General features: G+C 59.8%; 17 protein-coding genes and 5 pseudogenes. 6 read left to right on the top strand and 16 right to left on the bottom strand.

Annotated elements, in window-relative coordinates:
• Window positions 1-9 precede the first annotated feature (9 nt).
• From trpC to CVM73_RS21890, 3 genes are all read left to right on the top strand, one after another.
• The gene (trpC, locus tag CVM73_RS21900) at window positions 10-828 is read left to right on the top strand and encodes an indole-3-glycerol phosphate synthase TrpC (protein WP_100233948.1); all 819 of its coding nucleotides are present in this window, start codon (window positions 10-12) and stop codon (window positions 826-828) included.
• 129 nt (window positions 829-957) lie between these two features.
• On the top strand, window positions 958-1260 hold the full coding sequence (locus CVM73_RS21895; RefSeq protein WP_100233947.1) for a hypothetical protein: 303 nt from the start codon (window positions 958-960) through the stop codon (window positions 1258-1260).
• Window positions 1261-1549: 289 nt separating this feature from the next.
• A complete protein-coding gene (locus CVM73_RS21890) occupies window positions 1550-3076 on the top strand; it encodes a class I adenylate-forming enzyme family protein (protein ID WP_100234039.1) in 1527 nt (508 codons plus the stop codon).
• A 663-nt stretch (window positions 3077-3739) separates the two neighbouring features.
• Here the strand turns inward: CVM73_RS21890 and CVM73_RS21885 are convergent.
• The 4 genes and pseudogenes from CVM73_RS21885 to CVM73_RS21870 all read right to left on the bottom strand — a co-directional run.
• Entirely contained in the window at window positions 3740-4249 is a 510-nt protein-coding gene (locus tag CVM73_RS21885; protein WP_245452407.1) for a UPF0149 family protein, read from the bottom strand.
• A gap of 93 nt (window positions 4250-4342) precedes the next feature.
• A pseudogene (gene tnpC / locus CVM73_RS21880) lies at window positions 4343-5827 on the bottom strand (IS66 family transposase).
• Window positions 5828-5877: 50 nt separating this feature from the next.
• A complete protein-coding gene (gene tnpB, locus CVM73_RS21875) occupies window positions 5878-6204 on the bottom strand; it encodes an IS66 family insertion sequence element accessory protein TnpB (protein WP_100233946.1) in 327 nt (108 codons plus the stop codon).
• Window positions 6205-6226: 22 nt separating this feature from the next.
• Window positions 6227-6589 (bottom strand): annotated as a pseudogene (locus CVM73_RS21870) (transposase); the annotation flags it as partial.
• Between the two features lie 1003 nt (window positions 6590-7592).
• Here CVM73_RS21870 and hisC point away from each other — a divergent pair.
• The gene (gene hisC / locus CVM73_RS21860) at window positions 7593-8690 is read left to right on the top strand and encodes a histidinol-phosphate transaminase (protein ID WP_100233943.1); all 1098 of its coding nucleotides are present in this window, start codon (window positions 7593-7595) and stop codon (window positions 8688-8690) included.
• Window positions 8691-8922: 232 nt separating this feature from the next.
• The gene (locus CVM73_RS21855; protein WP_167406977.1) at window positions 8923-9951 is read left to right on the top strand and encodes an LLM class flavin-dependent oxidoreductase; all 1029 of its coding nucleotides are present in this window, start codon (window positions 8923-8925) and stop codon (window positions 9949-9951) included.
• A gap of 482 nt (window positions 9952-10433) precedes the next feature.
• Here the strand turns inward: CVM73_RS21855 and CVM73_RS21850 are convergent.
• The 3 genes and pseudogenes from CVM73_RS21850 to CVM73_RS21845 form a co-directional block, all read right to left on the bottom strand.
• Window positions 10434-11338: pseudogene (locus CVM73_RS21850) on the bottom strand (MFS transporter).
• Between the two features lie 39 nt (window positions 11339-11377).
• The gene (locus tag CVM73_RS41150) at window positions 11378-11590 is read right to left on the bottom strand and encodes a hypothetical protein (protein ID WP_245452400.1); all 213 of its coding nucleotides are present in this window, start codon (window positions 11588-11590) and stop codon (window positions 11378-11380) included.
• An 804-nt stretch (window positions 11591-12394) separates the two neighbouring features.
• Window positions 12395-12654, bottom strand: a pseudogene (locus CVM73_RS21845) (helix-turn-helix domain-containing protein).
• Window positions 12655-12805: 151 nt separating this feature from the next.
• Here CVM73_RS21845 and CVM73_RS41800 point away from each other — a divergent pair.
• Complete coding sequence (locus CVM73_RS41800) at window positions 12806-13045, top strand: DUF4339 domain-containing protein (protein ID WP_100233941.1); 240 nt, start codon at window positions 12806-12808, stop codon at window positions 13043-13045.
• Here the strand turns inward: CVM73_RS41800 and CVM73_RS41510 are convergent.
• From CVM73_RS41510 to sfnG, 9 genes and pseudogenes are all read right to left on the bottom strand, one after another.
• A pseudogene (locus tag CVM73_RS41510) lies at window positions 12971-13248 on the bottom strand (FAD-dependent oxidoreductase); the annotation flags it as partial. The gene CVM73_RS41800 and the pseudogene CVM73_RS41510 sit on opposite strands and share 75 nt — an antisense overlap.
• Before the next feature lie 57 nt (window positions 13249-13305).
• Complete coding sequence (locus tag CVM73_RS21830; RefSeq protein ID WP_100233940.1) at window positions 13306-13593, bottom strand: alanine racemase C-terminal domain-containing protein; 288 nt, start codon at window positions 13591-13593, stop codon at window positions 13306-13308.
• A gap of 231 nt (window positions 13594-13824) precedes the next feature.
• A complete protein-coding gene (locus tag CVM73_RS21825) occupies window positions 13825-15021 on the bottom strand; it encodes an acyl-CoA dehydrogenase family protein (RefSeq protein WP_100233939.1) in 1197 nt (398 codons plus the stop codon).
• A gap of 35 nt (window positions 15022-15056) precedes the next feature.
• A complete protein-coding gene (locus CVM73_RS21820; RefSeq protein WP_100233938.1) occupies window positions 15057-15860 on the bottom strand; it encodes an ABC transporter ATP-binding protein in 804 nt (267 codons plus the stop codon).
• Between the two features lie 66 nt (window positions 15861-15926).
• Window positions 15927-17255 (bottom strand): ABC transporter substrate-binding protein, encoded by a 1329-nt coding sequence (locus CVM73_RS21815; RefSeq protein WP_100233937.1) that lies wholly within the window; start codon window positions 17253-17255, stop codon window positions 15927-15929.
• A 29-nt stretch (window positions 17256-17284) separates the two neighbouring features.
• Window positions 17285-18346, bottom strand: coding sequence for a branched-chain amino acid ABC transporter permease (locus tag CVM73_RS21810; RefSeq protein ID WP_100233936.1), 1062 nt, complete (start codon window positions 18344-18346; stop codon window positions 17285-17287).
• A gap of 4 nt (window positions 18347-18350) precedes the next feature.
• Window positions 18351-19241, bottom strand: coding sequence for a branched-chain amino acid ABC transporter permease (locus tag CVM73_RS21805; RefSeq protein ID WP_100233935.1), 891 nt, complete (start codon window positions 19239-19241; stop codon window positions 18351-18353).
• The gene (locus tag CVM73_RS21800; protein WP_100233934.1) at window positions 19241-20161 is read right to left on the bottom strand and encodes an ABC transporter ATP-binding protein; all 921 of its coding nucleotides are present in this window, start codon (window positions 20159-20161) and stop codon (window positions 19241-19243) included. The genes CVM73_RS21805 and CVM73_RS21800 overlap by 1 nt, the downstream gene beginning before the upstream one ends.
• Window positions 20162-20180: 19 nt before the next feature.
• A complete protein-coding gene (sfnG, locus tag CVM73_RS21795) occupies window positions 20181-21287 on the bottom strand; it encodes a dimethylsulfone monooxygenase SfnG (protein ID WP_100233933.1) in 1107 nt (368 codons plus the stop codon).
• Window positions 21288-24239 lie beyond the last annotated feature (2952 nt).

Here is a 24239-nt window from a genome sequence, read left to right as displayed (position 1 = left end):
GGATAGCCAATGTCGGACTTTCTGAGCAGGATCGAGGCCTATAAGCGCGAGGAGATCATCTACGCCAAGGGAGCAGTTCCGCTATCAGAGGTCGAGGCGCTCGCACGGCGTGCTCCGGCGCCACGCGGATTTGTCAGCGCGATCCGCAACAAGCATGTTGAGCGCGAGTACGCACTAATTGCCGAGATAAAGAGGGCATCCCCCTCTAGAGGCCTCATTCGCGCCGACTTCGATCCGTCCTTGCTGGCGAAAGCCTATGAAGCCGGCGGAGCCGCCTGCCTCTCGGTCCTGACGGATGGGAAGTCCTTTCAGGGACATCTCGATTTTATGATGGCGGCGCGAGCTGCAACAAGTCTGCCGATACTGCGAAAGGACTTCATCTTCGATACCTATCAGGTAATCGAAGCGCGCGCCTATGGATCTGATTGCATCCTGATCATCATGGCGGCTCTCGACGACGGCGCTGCCCGCGATATCGAAGCCGCCGCACACTCATATGGTATGGACGTCCTAATCGAGATCCATGATCGGGAGGAGCTCGAGCGCGCGCTAAGGCTTCATTCGCCCATGATTGGCATTAACAACCGTAACCTGCGTACCTTTGTGACAACCCTAACGATCACAGAAGCGCTGGCGCCGCTGGTTCCACGAGACCGTTTAACCGTCTGCGAAAGCGGCATCTTTGCGAATTCCGATCTGCAGCGGCTCTCACGGGTAGGCGTCTCAACTTTCCTCGTCGGCGAGAGTTTGATGCGACAGTCCGATGTCAAGGCAGCAACCCTTGCGCTGCTATCGCACCGGCCTGCCGTTAGGCCCGGAACGCATTGATGCACGCAGAATCCTCCGCTCCGACTCGATTAGCTCCCGTTCGGCAAGACCGGCATCGGCCTGTGCGCGTGGCAGCAATCGCCTCGACCTACATTGACGGTCCGGCCAACTCTTTCGAAACGTATCGCAATGATCATCGAATACCGACGTAAACGTGGCCTACACCTGCACGATCCCTTCGATTTCCGTAAGCTTAAGCTCGTATTCAAGACTGAAGCGCCTGTAGGATCGCCTGCTTTAAGAGGGATTGTCATCGCGGACAGGGACAATGCACTGGTACCTGTTGATCTTATTCCCGTTCTGCCAGGCACCCCGCATGACGATAACTCCTGGGCAACAGCTTACCGAAAGATGGTTGAATTGGCCCGCGAGCTAAACTGGATCGATGTCGACGCAAACGCAATTCGCGTGCACATCGAGAAACACTTCTGATTATGGACGCCCCACTCCCGTAGCGAGGCGGCCTATTCAGTAGACGTTACCCCCCGGGTTGCCGCAGGTATCTGCCGCCGGCCGTCATCGGGGAGCAAGGGGATTGGTCTGGTGGCGTTCCAAATCGGATTTTGGATGGCTTGGCGTAGCGGGCCCGCGACCGCCTGGGAGCCGCTCCTCAATCAACCGATGACAACGCAATCGAACTCCACGAACCACGATCTGACTTTCCATTTGGGCACGTCGGAACGACGACGAAGTCAACGACGAAAACGGCGAGCGACTGATGATAAATCTTAGCACTCTGGTTGAGCGCAACGCGGCGTTCGAGGCCGACAAAGCCGCAATCCATTTTGAGGGGACCACGTTGACCTATGGCGCTCTCGTCGGCCGTATCGAACAGGCCGCGCGAGCCTTGAAAGCCCGGCTCGGCGTCGAGAGAGGTGACCGCATTGCGATCCTTAGCCTCAATCGGCCTGACTATCTCGTTCTGCTGTATGCCTGCGCCCGGCTCGGCGCAATTCTCGTACCGTTAAATTGGCGGCTTGCGATCGCCGAGCAGCTCTTCATCCTGTCCGATGCTGGTATCAAAGTCCTTGTGCTTGAACCGGCCTTTGAGAGACTCCTCCCGACGCTAGCGGAGCAGTTGCCCTCGGCAACCATTATAGGATTCGACTTTGACCCAGTCGGCGGAAGCAAATGGTGTGAGCTGCTCGAGGAAGCGCGCGGTGATGACCGCAACGCGTATGTCGATCTGTCCTGCCCACTCCTGATCGTCTATACGTCGGGAACTACGGGACGACCCAAGGGCGCTGTGCTGCGCCAGGAAGCCTTGCTTTGGAATGGCGTCATGAGTCGGCACATGCATGGGCTCGGCCCCAGCGATCATATCCTGTCCGTGTTGCCTTTGTTTCACGTCGGCGGCCTCAACATTCTGACCACGCCAGCGCTGCATTACGGCGCAACCGTGACGCTCCACGGGCGGTTTACGCCAGAGGCAACGCTTGCAGCGTTTGAGCGCGATCAACCCACGTTAACTGTATTGGTGCCAGCGACGATCCAAGCTCTGGCCGGTCATCCCGGGTGGCCGATGGTCAACGTATCCTCACTGAAGGCCATCTCCACCGGCTCAACCATGGTGCCAAGGCACGTCATCAAACAATTGGCCGAACGCGGCGTAACGGTGCTGCAGGTTTATGGCTCGACGGAAACCAGTCCAATTGCTCTCTATACACGGCGAGGCGGCGATCTCACACGTGATGGTTCGACCGGACTGCCGGGCCTGTGCTGCGAAGTGGCAATCATGAATGATGCCGGCGATAGGCTGCCGCCAGGCACTGCAGGCGAGATTGCAGTACGCGGGCCCAATCTCTTCTGCGAATATTGGAACAACCAACATGCAACCCGCGAGGTTTTGCGCAACGGCTGGTATTATACTGGCGATGTCGGTCGCCACGATGCGGATGGATATTTTTGGGTACTGGATCGCAAGAAGAATATGATCATTTCCGGCGGAGAAAACATTTATCCGGCGGAGGTAGAGCGGGTGCTTACGGGGCACCCCGATGTCGCGGAGTGCGCCGTTATCGGCCGGCCCGACCCTCGTTGGGACGAAGTGCCCGTCGCCTATGTAGTCAAGCAGCCCGGGGCCCGGATTGAGGCGGACCTGCTGATCGCCTTTGTGAAGGCGCAGCTCGCAGGCTTTAAGGCGCCACGCGAAATCATCTTTACAGATGGGTTGCCGAAGACGGAGTTGGGCAAAATCCAGCATTTCAAGCTGAAGGAGCTCGATGCCCGCACAAGCAGTCAAATCTAGGCAGATTGAATGTATAGGATTGGACACCAACGGTAGTATCTACCTTTCAAGCCCGACTTGGCTACTCAAGCCATCATCGCCTCCAATCTGCTTCGGGCCTTCTTGTGTCACACAAGATCGCAGTAATCGGTTCGGAGTTGTCGACTAAAACAGGTAGTCGTCCGTATGAATCAAGAACCTCGGACGAGCCGAGCCAGGAGAGAAACTTGGGCGCAACACAAGTTTCCCCCACGGCGAGGCCCGGAAGTGATAGCCAGCACTCGAGGACCGCGTCGATGGCGTCTCCTTCGCGATACCATCGTTAATTGCCCGTGCCGCACTCGATCTGATCTGGCGATGACCGGCTCGACAGTGGCCCCCCGCGGAGCGCGCTTGGTTTGGTGGTGTAACCCGCCATTTCTGTCCCGAGATGAACGCCCTTAGCGTGTAATGCGGGGAAGTCGCGGCGACAGCCGGTCGAGCCCCGTGCGCTCGATGCTGTTTAATTGCCACCTCCATCTGGAGGATGACGGTTACAAGTGTGTGATCGTTAAGCCGTTGCAGAGCATCGTCTTCACATGGGCCACGAATTGCCCGTCTTGGCGTGAACCAGCGTGTTGCCGACCTAAACTTCGGCGCCAAACGTAAGGTCGTAACCGGTATGCGCTCCCACATCCGCAGTGATCAGCGGGCGCGTGCGTAGCGGATCGGCATCCAGTATTGGCGCAGCGCCTCGACGGCCGCTCGAATATCGAGGTGGGCGTTGCGGAGAAAGTCCTCGGTTTCGCGGCCGCTTCGCGGCGGTCCGAGCAGCGGACGGCCCTGATCGTCGCGACAGTGCAGCAGGACGGGCAGCAGCAGGCCGTGATTGACGTTGCTGCTGTCCAGCAACGGCGCCCACGCCGACAGCCTGAGCCGCATCGCGACATAGAAGCCCTGGCACCAGGGACGCGCATCGATATCGCCGTTGGCTTCGCGCCGGTGCATCGGCGCGAACTGGCGAGGCGTGGTCGAAAGGGTCTGGCGGATCTCGTTATGATGCAGCGCGACGGCGGAAATCGCCGCGAAGTCCGGGGTGCCGACGTGGTTGAAAGCATCGGCATCGATGGCGAGCAGCGGGCAGATCCAGTCGAGCAGGCTCATCGACACCGGTCCGGTCACGATCGCGGCGACGTAGCCATCGAGCGTGGGAATGCTGGTGGCGACAGGATGCCGATCAACGCGAGCCTGGAGCCATCGCTCGAGCTTCTTAATGGCATCGCAGCTACCGCCATCGCCGACGCTCCTTTATGACGACACGGGCTCATGCCGCGGCCTGTGCGGTGCGCTGGCGCGCGCCGCCTTCCAGTTCCAGGCGAGCAGCTCGTGCAGCTGATGGCTCTTGGTTTGCCCGGACAAGATGCGGTCGGCCAGGTAGGCCTGCGGATCGAGTTCATGGAGCTTTGCCGTGTTCACGAGTGACGCCAGGATCGCCCAGCTCTCGGCGCCGCCCTCGCTGCCGCTGAACAACGAGTTGCGTCTTCCCATGGCAATCGGGCGCATGGAACGCTCGACCGTGTTGGAATCGACCTCGACGCGGCCGTCGCGGAGAAACAGCGTCAGGCCATCCCAGTGATTGAGCGCATAGTTGATCGCCTCTGCCAGCTTCGACTGGGAGAAGGGCTGGCCCACGATCTCGGTCAGTCGCGCCTTGAGCGCCACCATCAACGCTGCGCTCCTGGTGCGGCGGGTGGCCAGCCGCTGCTCCGCACTGTTGCCGCGGATCGCGGCTTCGATCGCATAGACCGCCAGCAGGCGTTCGATCACCTCGCGCGCAAACGGCGACTGCGTCGTTTTGAACACCTCGACGAATTTGTGTCTGGCATGGGCGAGACAAAAGGCGAGCTGGATCGCGCCGCCATGGTCGCGGGCCAGCGCCTTGTAGGCGGCATAACCGTCCACCTGCAGAATGCCGGAAAAATCCGTCAAATGTCCGGCGATCTCCTCGGTGCCGCGGCCGTCGGCGAACACGTAGGCGACCGCCGGCGGCGAAGGGCCACCCCATGGCCGGTCATCCATGGCATGCGCCCAGAACTGCAGATGCGAGTGCGATGTCGTCCGGGATCGAGCACCGGCATCGGAGTCTCGTCGCAGAACACGCGCGGCGAGGCCTGGATTGTGCGCAGCTGGAGCTCATAGAGGCTCTTGAGCCACCAGGCCGCAACGCTTCACCCAGCCGGCAAGCGTCGATCGGTTAAGATGGATGCCCTGGCCGGCCAGAATCTGCACCTGCCGGTACAGCAGCAAATACCAGGCGAACTTGGAGACCACCACGTGAGTCACGAGCGCGGTTGAGGCCATGCCGCTCTCGATCAGGCGTGGCAACGCCTTCACCTGGACCACGCCATCGGTGCAGCCGCGGCAGGCGTATTTGGGACGGATCGTCCGCAGCACGCGCAGGATCGCCGGGATCACGTCCAGCATCTCGCTGACGTCCTCGTCGATCTTGTGGAGCTGGCCCTGGCAGCACGGGCAGGCGGTCGCCTCCGGCTCCAGCACCTGCTCACAGCACAGCAGGTGCTTGGGCAGCGCGCCGATGTTGCGGCGCGCCTTCTTGCGTGTCAGACGGCTTCCCGCAGGCGGGGTGGCGCCGGTCTCAAGGTCGTCAAGCTCAAGCGCGAGTTGCTCGGCCACGAGCGTGGCAAGCCGCTCGTCGTTCTCGTCGTCAAGCGCGAGCACCATCTCGGTCAGAGCCGCCGGATCGGTCGGGAGAGCATCGGGGCGAATCGCCATGATCGAACGATACATGCGCCCACTCCATGCTCCAGCGAAATCCTCACCTCTCAGCCAACAACGGCCGACTGCTTCGCAGGCTTGGGAGAGACACGCGTCCACTCGAGTCCGTCGAGCAGCATCGCGAGCTGCGTCGCACTTAGATGCACCACACCGTCGCGGATCGGCGGCCAGGTGAAACGCCCCTGGTGCAACCACTTCGTCACCAGCACCATGCCGCTGCCGTCCCACGCTAAAAGCTTCACTCTGTCCATGCGTTTGCTGCGGAACACGAAGACGTCGCCACAATACGGGTTCGCACGCAGCGCTTCGCTCACCAGCGCCGACAGCGTGTGCACCGACGTGCGGAAATCGACCGGCTGTGTCGCCAGCACCACCTTGAGGCCAGACCGCGCGCAATCAACGGATGCCCCGAAGCGCCGACAGCACCGTCAAAAGCGTCGCCAGCTCCACGCCCGGCTCAACCCGGATGCGCGCCCCACTCAGTTCGATTTCGATCACTCCGCAGGCCTTCGCCGGCGGCGCGGCGATCTCCAAAGGCCTCGTCTGTGCTGGCGAACTGCGCTCGGCCTCGCCGGCCGTCTCGCCGTCGCTCTCGGCCCCAATTTGGATCGGCACGAAGCTCGACGCCTTGCCGACTACCACCGTCGCAACCTGGCGTCGCCACACCGTGAGCAGCCCGCGGAAAACGCCATTGCGTCGCGCCACCTCGGAGATGTTCGCACCTTCCTCAAAGCTCTCCGCCGCGATCCGGGCCTTCTCCTCGCCCGTCCATCATCGCCGCCGGCGCTCCCCGGTGATTACCTCGACGCGACGATAAGAATCGCCTTCCTGTCTGACATCAAGCATGGCATTTGCCATCGTTCCACCTCCAGCGAACCGCTCATGCCAGGCTGTATTGCGCGCAAGCCGAAGGATGGCTAGGTGGGGGCGTCATGCCGCTTACGTAAGGTCGGTGTGTCCTGCTCTTTCAACAGATCCCACCTCCAGCCCGTGCAAAGTAGACTTTCGGTCCAAGTTGGTGCTGGTTCTGCTGAAGCAGGCGTCGCGCACGCGCCAGTATACACTCCAACGCCTTCGATCCGGTTGAGTCCAGGAAATTGACTGCAAGGCGCACTAGGGGCTTGAATCGTACGTGGCGTCAAATTGTACGATCTAAGACAACGAGGCGGTGGTGCATCACCACACCAACTCCAGCTAGGCCGCGGCTTAGGGTTCAGAGGCTCACTTCTCGACGGAGTGCCGGGAGAACGGATGAGATTCGGCACCACGAGGATGATTGGTCGGAAACTGCTTGAGCGAAGGATAGAGGATTGTACTGGACAGCGCGAGGATGATCGATACGGCCCCAGTCTTTGAACGAGAGACTTCGCCCGACAAGACCTGCGGACCCATTCGTTCGTGGCTAACATACATCGATAGCGCCATCAAAGGGGTCCGCCAGCTTGGAACGTCGCTCGTTGAAGAACTGGATCTCTGGATCCTTTTGCAACGGAGCTGTGTGATGCGGAAAATAATAGCTTCTGAGCTCAAGACGACGGACAGCAAACGCGTCTTGGTCGTTCAGATCAGTTGAGTTTCGTCCTGCTCACAGCATCGAGATCGCCCACCCGCACGGGTGACTTCAGCTCACCTTTGCTGGCGCCTGACCCGATGCGCTCGACCCCACTAAGACTGCTTAGTTCGAACATCCCAGCCCGCCAGCTTTCGGCGCCGTTGGCGCGCCACTCGCGCAAAACTCTTCACCGGAGAACGAAAGACAATCATGACAGACGCAAAAATACCGAGCCTGCTGTCATCGCTTACTCCGATCGCTCGCGAATTGGACGCTCTCCCGGCGGGCCGGCCAGCGCCGGCTGCTTGTTTGATGAGGCTAAATGCAAATGAGAATCCATTTCCGTTGCCAAGCATTGTGATGCGAAGTGCAATTGCAGCGCTAGAGCGGCAATACCTGTATCCAGAGCATGACAATATCACCTTGAGGGAAGCAGCGGCCGCCGCCTATGGCATGTCCGCGGATCGCGTCATGGCTGGTAATGGATCATCTGAACTTCTTAGCCTGATTTATAGAGCTCTTCTTGCTCCGGGTGACAGCATCGCAATGTTGTCGCCGGGGTTCTCGTTCAACCGTAAGCTAGCCTCGTTACAAGGGGCGCAGTTTATTGAAGTCCGCGGCAACGAACTTGACAGCCTGCCGATCGACAGCTTTCTCTTCGGACCTGCAAGACATGCCAAATTCATTCTGTTGGCAAATCCGAACAATCCGACGGGCGCCTTCGTGCCAGTCGCTGAGATCGAGCGCCTCGTCGCGAAGTATGACCGATTGGTCGTGCTGGACGAGGCGTATATCGACTTCGCGCCTGAGAACGGGCTGCACCTGGTGAACCGATATTCAAATCTTCTGATTCTGCGTACGTTCTCCAAGAGCTATGCAACCGCGGGCATTCGCATTGGCTTCGCGTTCGGACATCCCGAGCTGATTGGGAGGCTTCGTAACATCCAGAATATGTTCAACATGAATGTGATTGGGCACGCCGTTGGCATGAGCGTCCTTTCCAATCGTCGCGCTTATGACGAGAACCACAACCACATCAAGCATGAACGGCAGCGAGTCTCGGGCGCGCTCTCCGAGTTCGGGTTCTCTGTAATACCCTCGCACGCGAATTTTCTCCTCGCCCGTGTGCCTGCGGGTCGGGACGGCAAATGGTGGCAGAGCGCTTTGGAGCGTCAGGGGATCCTTGTCGCCTTCTTTCCGGATGACGGTCTAGAAGATTGTATTCGCGTTAGCATCGGTACAAGGAACCAGATGGACGCATTTCTTGAGGCCGTCGACAAGATTCGTCGGGGAGCAGACAGCTCTTAAGTCCGTCATGTTCATCCAACCGTCGGGCACGTGAGCAAGAAGGTTTGGCGCGCCCGCCCGGCTCCTCGCCAGGCCGCCTCTTCGATCTGCTGTCGGACGTACGCTCTGGATCCGCAGAGCTATCGCCGCAGGCGGCATGAACTCGGCCCTGCATCAAAAGCAACGCATTCGCCAAGCCGCTTCAGCTTTCGACAGCCAGCGGTCCTCAACCTCACACACTGGAGATAGTCTAGTGACTAACATCCTTGGTTCAAATCTGACTTGCGGCATCTTCGATCATTTTGATGAAGATGGGCGCAGTATTGCCGATCAATATGCAGACCGTCTGGTCTTGGCCGAGACCTACGATCGCCTCGGATTCTATGCGTATCATCTCGCGGAGCATCACTGTACACCCCATGGACGAAGCCCCTCGCCCAACCTGTTTTTATCCAGCGTGATACAGCGCACCCGGCGGCTTCGCGTCGGCCAATTGGTCATGCTACTCAACCTCTATCACCCGCTGCGTGCGTTCGAGGAGATCTGCATGTTGGATCACTTGAGTAATGGCAGACTTGAAGTGGGTATTGGGCGTGGCTCCCTCCCGATGGAACTAACTTATTTCGGGGTGAACGCGGATGTGGCTCCCAGTCGTTACGAAGAAGCTTCCCAAATCCTTCTTAATGCGATGAATGGCGGAGTTCTAAACTATCGGGGGCAGCATTTTGTCCTCGACGGTGTTCCTCTGACCCTTTCGCCCCACCAGCGTCCGCACCCTCCGACATGGGTCGCTACAAATCGGCTAGAGTCCGCCAGTTGGGCAGCAGCAAATGGCGCAAACCTTGCGTGCGTGGGGCCGTCTTCTGTTGTTCGCAAAGTCAGCGACGTGTTTCGCGCTCATGAGAAAACCAAGCGCCTGGCTGAAGGTGGGGACCGGTTTATTGCTTTGCTCCGCATGATCGTGATTGGTCGTTCTGAAGCAGAGGCCTATTCGCTCGCCGCACCAGCTTACGAACGCTGGCTCACCAGCTTTAAGTTCTTATACGAGTTGAACGACCTATCCCTGCCCGCCAATCTTCCTCCGACTTTCGAGGCCGCAATCGAAAGTGAATTGTGCGTCGTAGGAACGCAAGCTTCTGTGCGGCAGACCGTTCTTCATCATCTGGAAGAGGCCGGTGCTAACTATCTTCTTTGCCAGCCCGCATTTGGAAACCTGCCTGTCGACGCAGCCGTTAACACGGCAGCTGCGATCCACTCTGAATTCATCGCCCCAGAGGGGTGAATGGTTTCGAGATCCACTCAAAACAACTTTTTGCGTGAGATGCTCGACGAGCTCCAACGTGCTGCAGAGCACATCAGACCCGCAAACTCGGTCGGCGCGGCAGTGACAGACCGATCTCCTGGGGTCTCTGCGGCGCGTTCAAGAGGAGGCCGATATTCTAAGGCCTCTTCATCATCCGTGTGGATTGGATTTCACGACTTCGAATGCCTACTCTCGGCAAATGACAACATGGTGGCGGCGAGTGCCTAACGAGATCCGATACGACTGGCATTCTTCGACCCCAGCTAATGTCATCGCCGGCGTGTTAGGCACCTCCTTAGGCTGTCTGCGTTCCGATATCTTTTGTTCGCAACGGCAAAACTGTTGTGCCGCCCCACGTCCGCGAGTTGTCTTCCAGCATCCTATTCATGCCCTACGCGCGGCTTCCGCCGGTTCTGCCTCGCGCACGAAGACAACCGCAAGCCCGAGGCCGACAAGGCCAATCAGTATGGACGCCCCGGCAAGGGATTTAACCCCGTTGGTCTCGACGATAATTCCGCCGAAAACGCGCCGATAGCGATGCCTGCAAAGATGGTCGAGCTGTTCATCGCCAGGACTAGCCTCGACCTTTCCCCGGCTAAACCTAGGAGTCGGTGTTGGATGGGGACAAGATACATGTAACTCACGTTCCCCCAGAGCAAGGCGATGAGCAGCGTGAGGAAACCGTGTCGCCCGAATGCAACTAGTCCTACCAGTAAGATTAATTGTGCGGTGACTGCCCCGATGAGGACCTTGTAGGAGCCCAAGCGATCGGTCAGAACGCCGCAGGCCGCGTTTCCGATCAACGCTTCGAAACCATAAGCAACGAGCGCGGATGAGAGCAGCGGAACTCCGTGAAGCAGTGAACCCGTGATGAAGACGCTGATGTAGGAATAGACGACGAATTCGGAAACGACAACGAACAGTGTCACGGAAAGGACACCATAGATGATGTTGGGGAAGTCTTTCGAGGTAAGACCTTTTCCATTCTCCGGCGCCTGAGCAGGTATCGCAGACGTCATGGAGGTGAAGACCAGCAAAGTGAGAAGCCCAGCGACGACAACGAGGACGAAGGCATAGCGCCAGCCTATCGCATCTGCGATCCAGCTGGTGGCCGGAACGCCGGTAACCTGTGAAACGGTCATGCCACCGAAGATGAGGGACAACGCGCCCCCCTGCGCGCGGGCGGCAGGAGTTCGGTAGCCAGCGCGGTAGCTGCCGGGGTGAACATCGCCGCGCCATAAGCGGAAACGGCTCGGCCTGCCGCAAGGATTATGAAATCGGGTGCGATCGCACAGACCAGATTGCCGACGATGAAGATGGTGAGGGACAGGATCTGGACATCGCGACGGGTAACGGCTTTGAACATCCAGGCATTCAGCGGAGCAAAGAGGGCGTAGCAGATTGCTTATATCGAGATGATCCGGCCCGCCGCGCCAGTTGTAATAGTTAGGTCACGAGAGATCACGCCAAGTGCGCCAATGGTGACAAAAGTATCCAGGCCGACCGCGAAGGCACCGATGGTCAGGGCAGCAAGGACGAGTTTCGTTCTCGCATCGGAAGGAATGAGGTCATGACCATTTTCTTCAGCTTCTTGTGCATGTTCAGGGCAGCGCATCATGCAACTCATGATGGAGACTTGCATCGCACCGAATAGCGGTGACGAGGACCGTCCTCACAACCCGGTCGTCGCCACGTCGCCCGATCTCCGGTACGATCTTGATCTTGTCAGGATGTTCGAGCGCTAACGCTGGCATTGTACACGCATTCAAGGACCTCTTGCCCAAGAGCCGGATTTGTCGTTTCCTCAGCAAATTCCATCTCTTCGGCCGCCGCTTGACCACGGGCTACCGATAGTGCCAATTGCCTTTAACGATCGGGGCTTCACATGCGCGCGATCAGATTGGAATGCTGCGCGGCATCAGATTGGAATAGCTGCGCGCGATCATGGGAATCCGCACACGAGGGTCTCATGTTCATGCGGCATTTCGCGGATCACGTGGTTCCGCTACGTAACGAAGGCGAGCCGCTACACGGTGGCCGTCGCCGTGCGCATAACCTTTCTACAAGCGCTTACCAATCTGCCGACACTCCCGTGGACGTAGCACAGATGTCTCCCTTGTGTCACCGAACTTCTTGGCAAGCACAAGATCGCGGCGACCAGACATTAAAAGCACGGCCTCTAGCACTTCATCAGAACTGCGAACCAAGTCTACGAGATGTTCTCCTGTCGTCCCATTCTTAGCGGAAAACCAGTTCTTTACTGCACGCTCATTCGCCTTTGTGAGTGCAACAACGGTCTTCACTGTCAATGCGTTGCGTAGTGCCGGCGTGACCTCCCGCCGCCCCGCCATAGAGCGGCCGAGAACAACAACGCGCGACATCGAATGCTCTGAGAGAAGACGCGACAGAATAGTTAGACAGATCACTTCTTCTTGCGTCCTTTTCGGAGGGGCGCTGGCGGCTTTTCGCCAACCTTGGGCGCGAGCAACAGTTCAGCGACGACAGCCTGTAAGGCTGTGGCCAGCCGGTCCAAAGTTTCGACCGTCGGGTTTTCGAGCCCGCGCTCGATCCGTCCCACATAGGAACGGTCCACACCAGCGTCCACCGCCAATGCCTCTGGGACAACCCGCGCCTCACGCGCGGCCGCCGGAGATTCCAAGCTACCAGAGCCGTTGCCTTCATAGGCAGAACAGACGGCTTTGCGGTCCATTAAAACACGCACTATAATGTCCCTATTTCGGTATTCGCTTCGGGCGAGGCGAAAGATCGGCTTCCGACGAATGATTACCAATGAGGCCGTTGGGTCCCAAAGACACAGGAAGCTGGGGCAATAATGAGCGACACGACCGACGAGCGACGAGCGACGAGCGACGAAGCATGGTTCTATGCACAGGGCGGCGAACGCAAAGGCCCTGTACCCGCCGACAGGCTACGCGAACTCTTGGCGACCCAGACAATCGAGCCCGTCTGGCGTAAAGGCTTGGCCGACTGGCAACCGCTAGCATATGGAAAAGCCAAGAGAGCATGGCTGCATCAAGCTTCGGACGAAGGATCAATGGCGCGTGGCCCATGAGCATCCACTTGACGGCCTTCACAGGGATCCCGGGGGCACCCCACGGCGAACAGTAGTCGAAGGAGACCTCGCCGGCGTTCGCAAAACTGGTCTCCAGTGCGGGACCCGATTGCCTAACGACGACAACGACTTCGTGCCCGAGCTTCGCAAGCTGATGCGGTTGTGACGCCGATAACGCCCGCGCCTAAGGCAGTGACTTTCATTCTTTCGGTCCAATGTTATGCTTGATGAACTCGAAGAGTGTTGTTTGGGCAAAAGCGTCAACGATAATCTCTGCGGAAGCGATGACCGAGGCCAGTGAGAAGCTCGCAAGAGATAGTGCCTGCGTCAGCCGCCAGCATCACAAGCGTCTGATGAGGTCCGATCACTTCGACGAGGCTTCCTAGATCGAGTGCCTCATCCGACAGACCGGAAATGTCGACTGTCATGCTGTCGATCAAGTCGCGACCGACGATAGTCAGACGCGGAGCGCGAAACGCGAGTCGCGTGCGGCATCTCAAGGCTGAGGAAGGAGGAGCTGAATAAGATATGCAAATGGATTGCCCCATTCAAGAAATCACTTGGTCACAGGCAAATCACCATAAGGCGTTGACCTTGCCAATGGAATTCGAGATCTACGCTGGGCGATCGCCGCGCCCAGCATCGAAGCCAGGGTCAAGCGGCGGGCACGCTCAGAATCGGGCATTCTCGAGCAATTCTTGACCCTCCATGGTTGATCGCTTACCTCCGTTGGCGCGGCAAGGCCTGCAAATTGCTCTCCTTCTGTCGAAATGCCCGATCTATTCGCCACCCTCATAGAACAGCTCAAGCGGCAACCCGACCAGCGCCTTTCCGATCCAGTCCCGCGCGATCACATTGGAGGGACCCATCGCGATGGCGGCACGGGCATCCCGAAACGACCGTTCGATCGGCCCACGTCGATAGCCGTAACCGCCGGTCACGGTCAGCGCCGCGGCGGCCACCTTATTGGCAACTTCTGCAGCATGAACCTTGAATTCCGTCAGAGGAATCAGAATTTCGCTCTGCGGCTTGCCGGCGCGCCACAGCTCATCCAGCTTGGCGGCGAGTTCGTTGCGCCACGGACGCAAGGTCTCCACGAGCACCTTTGCCGCCCCGAGCTCCTGGCGGATAGCCTGATAGTCCGACAGGTTCTTGTTCTTGTCCTTGTGAACGAAACTCGATGTGTGCGCGACAGCCGCATTGAGGGCACCGCGCGCCACACCCTCCCACACCGCGCCGAGGCCGATGAGATAGACCGGAGAGACGCCGTCATAGATGATCTCTTTACCCTGTCCCTCGGCGCCCAGACGGTCGCGACTCGGAATCTTGACGCCCGCATAGCGGATCGGTCCGGAGTGGTTTCCCTTGACGCCCAGCGCGTCCCAGCGGCCGGGCAAGATTCCAGCCGCCTTGCCATCGACGATGAAGAAAGAGATGTCGGTCGGGTCCTTGGCGCCGGGAGAGCGCGTCTGGACCACGTAAAAGCCGGCCTGGCCTGAGCTTGTCGTGAAGGACTTCTCGGCATTGAGAACGTAGTTTTCGCCATCGCGTCCGGCTTCCGAGAAATTGTACCACCAATGCCCACCGGAGGCCCGCTCACTGGTCGAATAGGTGCCGAGCAGAGTGCCGCCCTTCGCCTTGAGCCAACGCTCCTTTTGATCGTCATTGCCGAACAGGTTGATGGTCTGGGCCGCGCCGACATGCATGACATAGACGAGCCCTGTCGAAGCATCATGCTGGCCGATACGATAGGCTGCCTCCGCGAAGTCTCCATGACTCAACCCAAGCCCGCCGAAACGCAGCTCATTGAGAACTCCCGTCCAACCCGCTGCCGCCAGCGCCTGCAGGTTTTCTCTCGGAAATCGGCCTTCGAGGTCGTTGCGCTCGGCATGGAGCTTGACCGTTGTTTCGATCGCACTGTCGAGACGAGAATAGATGTCGTCCTGCGCGACACGCGCGAGATTGTCCTTGCTCATGGGTATTCTCCTCTTTCTATCGGATGAAGCTGTTTTCAAGCGGCCGCATGATCGGCGGGCGACGGGCGGCGCAATGCGGCAAGATGGGCTGCGCTCTCCCCGGGACTTCCGAGATAGAGCGCCTTGATCTCGGCGCGCCCGCGCAAGTCCGCGGCGTCGCCCGCCAGCACCGTCGATCCGGCGTCGAGCACGGCGGCGCGGTCAGCGTAGCGCAGTGCCACCGTCGAGTTCTGCTCGGCGACCAGGATCGACAATCCCTCCTCACGGTTAAGCCCCTTCAAGGTGCTGAAGATCGTCTCGACCACGAGGGGGGCCAGGCCCATCGACGGCTCGTCCAGCACCAACAGTCGCGGGCGCGCCATCAAGGCGCGACCGATCGCCGACATCTGCTGCTCGCCACCCGAGGTGAGGCCCGAGGCGGACCGCCGGCGCTCTTTCAGACGCGGAAACAATGTGTAGACTCGCTCAAGCCCTGCCGCGATTTCGCGTCGCGACAAACCGCCTCCAATGCCGCCGGCGACGAGGTTCTCCTCGACGTTAAGCGCACGAAAGCAGTGGCGGCCCTCCAGCACCGGGACCAGGCCCAGACGAACCAGTTTGGCCGAGGGGAGCGAAGTCGCATCGCGCCCGTCGAACACGATGCGGCCACGAGTGAGCTGGCCACGCTCAGCATGCAACAGATTGGAGACCGCTTTCAGCGTCGTCGACTTACCGGCGCCATTGGCGCCAAGCAGCGCAACGATCTCGCCTCGTCGCACCGTGAGCGAGACGTCCGACAGCGCGCGAATGGCATGGTTGTAGGTCGCAGCCAGACCTTCAAGCACAAGAAGATCGCTCATTGCGATGCTCCGGGTTTTCTAGGACGAGAGCGGGCGTTGCCCGCTCCCAAGCCGTCTCGAATGCTGCTACTGGCTGACCGGTGGGTCGTCGGACGTACGGATCTTGATATTGTGCTCAGCGGCATAAGCCGCCGCCGATTTCTCGATGATTGGGCGCAGGAACGCCCAGTCGGGTGCGATCCAATCCGACACCACCTTCCACTTGGTGCCCTCCCACTGCTGGAAGGTCACGCGACCATCACCCTCGTGATTGTCCCAGGTCACGTTGATGGAATGGAACAGGCCCTTGGCACCCAGCGCCTCGACCCGCGCGGGGTCGAGCTGCAGATGTTCGAAGCCCCAGCGCACCTCGTCGCCGGTGAGCGTCCTTTTGCCGAACTTCTGCTGCGCGATCCGGATCGCCTCAACATTGAGGATGCCGTTGACGATGCCGAGGTTGTGATAGACGCTGCCGATCCGCTTCTTGTCCTCGAGATTTCCCTTGCCTGCACCGTACACGGTCTTGATGACCTCCTGCAGGACCGGGTATTCGGCGCCGGACGCCTGCGTCGTGATCGCGACATAGCCCTTGGCCGCATCGCCTGCGGGAATGACGTCCTCTTCCGAATTCGACCAGACATTGCCGATGATGTGATCGACCGGGAAGCCGACCTTCTGCGCCGTCTTCAGCGCCACCGGGTTCATCACGCCCCAGCCACGCAGCACCACATAGTCCGGCTTGGCGCGCCGAATCGAGAGCCACTGCGACTGCTGTTCGTTGCCGGGATGCGGCACCTCGATCTGCTCGAGAGAGAAGCCATACTTGTCGGCGAGCAGCTTATAGATCGGGATCGTCTCCTTGCCGTACGGCGAGCCGTGATAGAGCACGACGATCTTCTTGCCCTTGAGCTTGTCGGCGCCCCCCTCGCGCGAGGCAACGTAGTTCACGATGCCGGACGTCTCGCTGTATGGATTGAGCAGCAAGGGAAACACGTAAGGGAATACGCGGCCGTCGGTCGAATCGGTGCGGCCGTGGTTGACGGTGATCAGCGGTACCTTGTCCTTGGTGATGCGATCGATCATCGCATAGGCGATGCCGACGGAAAGCGGATTCCAGGCGGCGACGCCCGTATGGCTTTTCAACCGTTCATAGACTTCGACGCCGCGCTCGACCTCATACTGCGTCTCGCCCTCCTCCCAGGTCAGCTTGACGCCGTTGACGCCGCCGTCGCGGATATTGATGAGGTTCAGATAGTCAATGAAGCCGCCGAAGAAGCCGGTGCCGCCCGCTGCGTACGGACCGACCCGGTAGCTCTGCAACGGGAAGAACTGCTCATCGGCGTGGCCCGGCAGCACAGTTCCGACGGCAATGGCGGCGGCGAGCGCCGCAGCCCGAAGAGATCTTGATAGACGCATGACGTTTGTCCTTTGGTTCGAGAGACTTTTCAAGACTGGGTGGAGCGGGAAAGCGGACGAGAAAACCGCCGCAAGATCGGCTCCGCGAGGCGGTCGACCAGCGCGATCAAGCCGCGCGGTTCCGCGATCAACAGGCCAATGATGAGCGCACCGATCACGATGCGCTGGCTCATCTCGAGCACACCGGAATTGAAGATGTCGCCGAGAAGCGCAGCGCCAAGGCGCGAAAGCAGGAGCGGAAATACGACCATGAATGCCGCACCGAGAACCGCACCCCGGATCGAGGCCAGCCCGCCGATGATAATGATGAAGAGAATCCCGAACGAACGATCCAGGTTGAACCCGGCGGGCTCCACCGTGCGCAAGTAGGCGAAGGCCCACAATACCCCAGCGATCCCGACGATAAACGAGGACACCCCAAACGCGAGCAGCTTGGTGCGGAGCAGCGGCACGCCGATAACCTTGGCCGCCGTCTCATTGTCGCGCAACGCAATGAAATTCCGCCCGACCTGTGAGCGCAGCAGCCGGATCGCGAGCAGCGTCGAGATGACGACGACGGTGAGTGAGAAGAGGTAGCGCCCGACCGCGCCCGAAAAGGTGATGCCCGCCACTGCCAGCGGTGGCGCGTCGATCACGCCGGAGGGACTGTCGTTCGAAAACCAGCCGAACTTGGTGAGCGCCCACTGCACGAAGAACTGCGCCGCGAGCGTCGAGACCGCGAGGTAGAAGCCCCGCAGCCGAAGGCTGGGCAGGCCGAAACCCACCCCGACTGCCGCCGCCACACGGCCCGCGGCCACAAGGCTCACCAGGAACGGCAATTCGTGCACACGCAGGTTGAAATTGTAGGCGGCATAGGCGCCGACCGCGAGAAAGGCGGCCGACCCGAGCGACACCTGGCCGGCATAGCCGGTGAGCAGATTGAGGCCCAAGGCGGCAAGCGCGAGCGCAAGGAACGGCGTCAGGACGGCATCGAGCAGGTAATCGGAGCCTGCGAAGGGAATGACGCCATAGGCTGCGGTCAGAAGAACCGCGATGCCGAGATGATTAGCTGTGAGCCGGCGCCCGGCAACAGGGTGAGCAGCTGTCGTCATCGGCTCAGACCCTTTCCACCAGTTTCTGGCCGAACAGCCCGGACGGACGCACCAAGAGGAACCCGAGCGCGACCACATAGGCCGCCCAGGCCACGATGCCGCCGCCGAACAACGGGCCGACGTAGACCTCGGCCAGCTTCTCGATTGCACCGATCAGGAGGCCTCCGACGATGGCGCCCGCGACCGAATCGAAGCCGCCAAGCACCAGCACTGGCAGCGCCTTGAGCACGACGAGCGATAGTGAGAACTGCACGCCAAGGCGCGCCCCCCACAACAAGCCCGCGACCAGCGCGACGATTCCGGCCGCGGTCCACACCGCCGCCCACACGCGAGGCAGGCGGAGTCCGACCGCCAACGCGGCGAACTGGTCGTCCGCGACCGCGCGGAACGCCAGGCCTGTTCGGGTGTAACGGAAGAACAGCGCAAAGGTTGTGACCAGCGTGCCCGCGATCGCCGCCGCGAACAGGTCGAACTGACTGATCAGGACGCCACCGACCTCGAACGGAACGTCGTCGATGCCGAGATCGAGGCCGTGGACCTGTGTGCCCCATAACAGCTGCGCGGCGCCCTCGATGATATAGGACAGGCCAAGCGTCGCCATGAACAATGTCATCGGCGACTGGTTGACGAGCGGCCGCAGCACTGTGCGTTCGACGGTGATGCCGAGCACGACCATAATCACCAGTGTGGCGGAGAGGGCCAACCAGAACGGCACGCCGCGCTCGACCAGGCTCACAAAGGTGAGCGCCGCGAACAAGAGCATCGCGCCTTGCGCGAAGTTGAGGACGCCTGATGTCTTGTAGATCAGCACGAAGCCGATCGCGACCAGCGAGTACATGACGCCGGACAACAGCCCGCCGACGAGAACCTCGATGAAGAACTGGTAGTCGAACATCAGACCACGAGCTCCGTCTCACCCTCATGAGCCACGCCGAGATAGGCGTCGATGACCGCCTGGTCCGACCGCACCTCATCCGGTGTGCCGTCGGCAATCTTGCGGCCGTAGTCGAGAACCGCGATCCGATCGGAGAGACCCATGACGACGCCGATATCGTGCTCGATCAGGACGATGGTGGTGCCATACGCGTCGCGCGTATTGCTTATGTGCGCCGCCAATTCCTGCTTCTCGCCCAGCGTCACGCCGGCGAGCGGCTCGTCGAGCAGCAACAGCTGCGGACGCGCGACAAGCGCTCTCGCCAGCTCCACCCGCTTCTGGACGCCGTATGGGAGCCCGCCCGCGAGTTGATGCTTGACCGCGTCGAGGTGAAGAAACGCGATCACGTCCTCGGAAGCCGCGCGACTTTCGGCCTCCTCGCGACGCGCCTGCGGCGTCGACAGAATTTGCCGCACGAAGCCGGCCCGCCTCCGGTGCACAAAGCCCGTGATGACGTTGTCAAGCACCGGCAGACCCTTGAACAGGGCAAGGTTCTGGAACGTGCGCGCCACGCCAAGCGCCGCAAGGCGCGAGGTCGGCACATGGGCGAACCGTTCGCTACCGAGCCGCACCATGCCCCGATCGGGACGGTAGAGCCCGCTGACGACGTTGAGCAGAGAACTTTTGCCGGCACCGTTGGGGCCGATGATGGCGCGGATCTCGCCGTTCGCAACCGCAAGATCAATGCCGTCGAGCGCAGTGATCCCGCCAAAGCTCAGCGAGATTCCCTCAAGTTGCAGGACTGGCACGGGGGCGCCGCCCACCAGCGCCGCCTCGGCCGCGGGAGGCGCCGCCTCCGCCTCCCGGGCGGCCTCGGCAGCGCGCTCGTGCGTGCGCGCCAGGACTAGGGCGTCGCCGCCCGATGTCGCAACCAGGCTCATGTGTCGCCCCGCCCCCCTGCTATTCCGCCGCCTGAACGCGCGGCGATCGGCTTGCTTCAAGCTCGCGGACCAGCGGGATCACGTGCTTACCGAAGTATTCGACCTCCTCCTGGAAATGCAGGAAGCCGAGCAGGATCAGGTCGGCACCGGCACGCTTTAGTTCAATGACGCGTTCGGCGACCTGTTGCGGCGTGCCGATCAGGTTGGTGCGGAAGCCATCGTTGTATTGAACGAGATCCTGGAAGGTGGATTTGGCCCAATTCCCTTCACGCTCGGGGCTGGCATTGCCGGCATTCTGGACTTCGTGGTGGAAACCGCCAACCGCTTCCGGAATCGCCTTGTCAAGAATCTCCTGCAGAACGTCTTTGGCTTCCTTTTCGGTTTGCCTGACAATGCCGAATGCATTGATTCCAATCTTCGTGCGCCAATTCTTGCCGAAGGTCTTTTCCTTGGCCTTGATATCATTGACCTGTGCCGTCAGACCGTCCGGCGTATTGCCGTTGGTAAAATACCAATCAGACACCCGGGCCGCCATGTCGCGGGCCGCGCGCGAGGAGCCACCCTGGAAGATCTCCGGCAGCGGTTCGAGCGGCTTCGGCTTCAGCGAGTAGTCGTTGAACCGATAGAAGTCGCCCTTGAAGGTGAAGCTCTCCTGCGTCCAGGTCCCGCGCAGCGCGTTGATGAACTCTTCCGAGCGGCGGTAGCGCTCGTCGTGATCGAGCCAGGGCTCGCCGATGGCGTGAAATTCGCCACGGAACCACCCCGAGACGATGTTGACCGCCACGCGGGCATTGGTCAGCTGGCTGATCGTTGCGATCTGCTTTGCAGCAAGGGCTGGGTTCCAGGGCCCGGGAAGGAGCGCGGCAATCACCTTGAGCTTTTCGGTCGCGGCGAGCAGCGCATGCGAGAAGCTGACAGATTCGTGCTGGTTATCGGCGCCATAACCTGCGGTGAAGCGAATCTGGCTCAAAGCGTAGTCGAAGCCGGCCTTCTCCGCGATCTGCGCGAGCTTCCGATTATAGTCGATGTCCCAGCTCGTTCGCTGCTCGATCGAGGAAATGACAAGCCCCCCGGAGACGTTCGGGACCCAGTAGGCAAATTTGATAGGGGCGTTGTTCGTAGTCATGCTGTCACCTCACATGAATTGGCTTGCGATGAATGGTCGGCGGAGTTTGAAGCAGGCAGCGCTTCGCATTCGCCCCTGCTCGAGACGAGCAAGGACGCGATTGCTAGGATCCGATGCCAGGCTACAAGCGAGAGATGTATTCGCGATCTGCGGCGTCAGCGCAGGAAGGCGGGATTGAGATTGTCAACAGAGTGACGCGCGCATCGCGCGATAGGGAATCGCCAGCGCACAAAAACTTCCCGCCTCATCGACGAGAGTACTGCAAATCATCAGCGTTTCCCTCTCTCAATCACCATTGATTGACGCTCAATACTCTCAGAGAGGAAACGTGCTTGCGAGTCCAAGACCAACTCTTTTTCATTGCGTCTGAGAAACTCGTTTTTCTAGATTCTCAACAAACGGTTCGTTTGTTGCGGCGTGCCTAAAAACTCTCACCCACACACACGTTCGCGAGACGACAGTCAAGAAACCATCGATAGGTATCTCTTTCACCAGACTGCTGCCGAAAGACAGTTTTCTACTACCGCGAGCATACGACCACAAAAAAAGCGTCACACGAGCCTCGTTTTGTTCTCGATCTATATCGCGCGTCTTGGAAAACAAGGATTTTCCTTTGGTGGGCGCACCAGGGCTCGAACCTGGGACCCGCTGATTAAGAGTCAGCCCCGGGTTGAGAACAATCAATGACTTACTGGTCGCACCTCACTGCTTATCCGACCGATAGTGGCATTCGCCGCACCATCATAGTGATTGCACTGCCTGATATCGCACCCGCGACCGAGCGGCGACGGACGCAGCCAAAAACGGAAATCCGAGGTGTGAGGGTCGCGTGCGCAAGTGCCGGAACCGCGAATGCCGAGCCACCAGCTTTGTCCGCGACCAGGGCGAACGGTGGGCAAGCCCTGAGCGCAAGCCAGCTGAAGCGGCCTCTGTTAACAGCTCTCTAGGGACGCCAATAGTGCGAGCAGGATAGCAGGGCTCGAGCCACCAAAACGCAAGCACGCGCCCTTGTCCTAATCGCGCATAGCCCTGGTGGACGGCTCAATGGTGAGCCGGTAGCAGACCAGCTTGCTACGCTCGAGAATCTCTAGCGAGCTATCACAGGCCGGGCAGCGATACTCGCCTTCTTCCCGGGCTGTGATGATAATTCGAAGCGACGAAAACCGGCGCCGCAGCAGGAACATACTACGCCGCTCTTTCTCATCTCTGCGCGCTGTCATAAATATATGGCATAGGCTTAGTTGCAGCACGAGTTCGATATGTCAGAAATGATGATCCGCTGTCCTGTGACGGGTCAGGCCGTGCTGACTGGCCTGAGAGTTGCCTTCGCTCAAGCACGGCCTTGGTCTCGAACCAGCCGACGATTGATTCGACCGTCGCGAGGCCGATTGCCGCCATTATCAGAATCAGCTCGAACATGATTTGGCTTGCGGATCATAGCTCGCGCCCGTGGCCGCCTAGCTCCGCCGCCGTGTGCGCCCAAGCCCCAGCCGAGGCTGGCGCTGCTGGGACTTCGGATGCGTGGTGTCCGTGTTGAGGCGGATACTGCCGAAGCCTAGCCGACCTCAAGCGGCGCTTTCCGGCGAAACGATCCGTAAGTAAGAGGGAAAACGGCACGCTTTCTATGCGATACTTCATCTCGATCCCCTCCGGGATCAGCGGCGGCGAGGTCCGGCTGGGTTAGCCTCCGTTGCCGGGCCTCGCTTCCGGTCCTCGTGTTCGCCGACCTGATCTGCGCAGGTGTTCTTGTCCAGGGCGAGTGGGTCGCGCTGTTCTACGCAACAGCCATCTGCCTCAGCGTCCAGGGCATCCGCTGACCTGCCAAGGCGTGCAATCCAGGTTTCTCGAGACAATATCGCCGCTGGCTTTAAGCTATCGGCGAAACCGTAAGGCTAATCGGCGATTTCTGTCCGCCGATCGGCAAATCTGTCAAGTCAGCCGGTGACACGGAACTTCTCCGCATTCTTCGCGGCAACAGCCAGGACGCGAGAAAGTTCAAGCGCCTGATCCGCCGTTACCTGACAATGAACGCCCACAACACTCGCGATGATGACGGGGATCTCGTCGCCAATCTGCTCGACTGCGATCGCAGCCGACTCGTCGATTTCGATCTCTCCGATACGCCCGAGATCGTCAGGTTCCTTCCCATCGCCTACACTCCATGTCCCGAACCATTGGCAATATTGGAGATCCTGTTTTTAAGTCACTCGGAATTGAGTCTCCGTAACACTCGCGGGCCGGAATGCTTGAGCACTGGGCGTGGTGATCATCGATAAAAGCCCACCATGTAGCGGGTTGCGACGAAAGTCCCGACGACAACGGCGGCCGTGATAGCGACTGAAAATGCCACTCGAGCCAAGAACTGGCCGGGGCTAAGTCTGTCCCATGAACTCATTTTCTTGCTTTGCGTTGCGATTAGAGTTTGTGAGGCGTGAAGGCTTAGATGCGGGGGTTGCAGTCCCAGACCTCTTTTGACAACCATCCTTCATGCTGACCGCTCTCCAGCCTCTGACAATAAGTCTGTCGTTTTTGTCCATGTATCATCGGATGTGGCATCTAACGCCACAGCTGTCGACGCTCCTTGGATGAACCACACGGAATCGAGGCCCTTAGTGTGACTGTAGCGTGAGATGTGATCGATCAGGTTCTGTCGAGCCTGCGCGTAGTTCGCCTTGTGTTTATTAAAAATCCAAGTGACAAAATTACAGGGCCATCACTGAGCTCCCTATTCACGTAACGCAATTAGAATGACCCTGCCACACGCGCATTGCGAGTGGCCGAAGCAATCCCGGTTATGCACGTCCAGAATCATCGCGTGTGTTGAGGATCGTGTCCCTGAGCGTGGTGTAACTGGCGGTGGGACACCGCGTTCGCCGGCAAGAGCCGGACTGGTCAGCTGGCAATAGCCGGGAGGCTGACGGTTGGATCATCGCTCAACGGCGCGATGGTTTC

The organism is Bradyrhizobium forestalis (assembly GCF_002795245.1).
Classification (GTDB): Bacteria; Pseudomonadota; Alphaproteobacteria; order Rhizobiales; family Xanthobacteraceae; genus Bradyrhizobium; species Bradyrhizobium forestalis.
The sequence above is the reverse complement of the archived record's forward strand: the minus strand, read 5'-3'. Positions and strand labels throughout refer to the sequence as shown.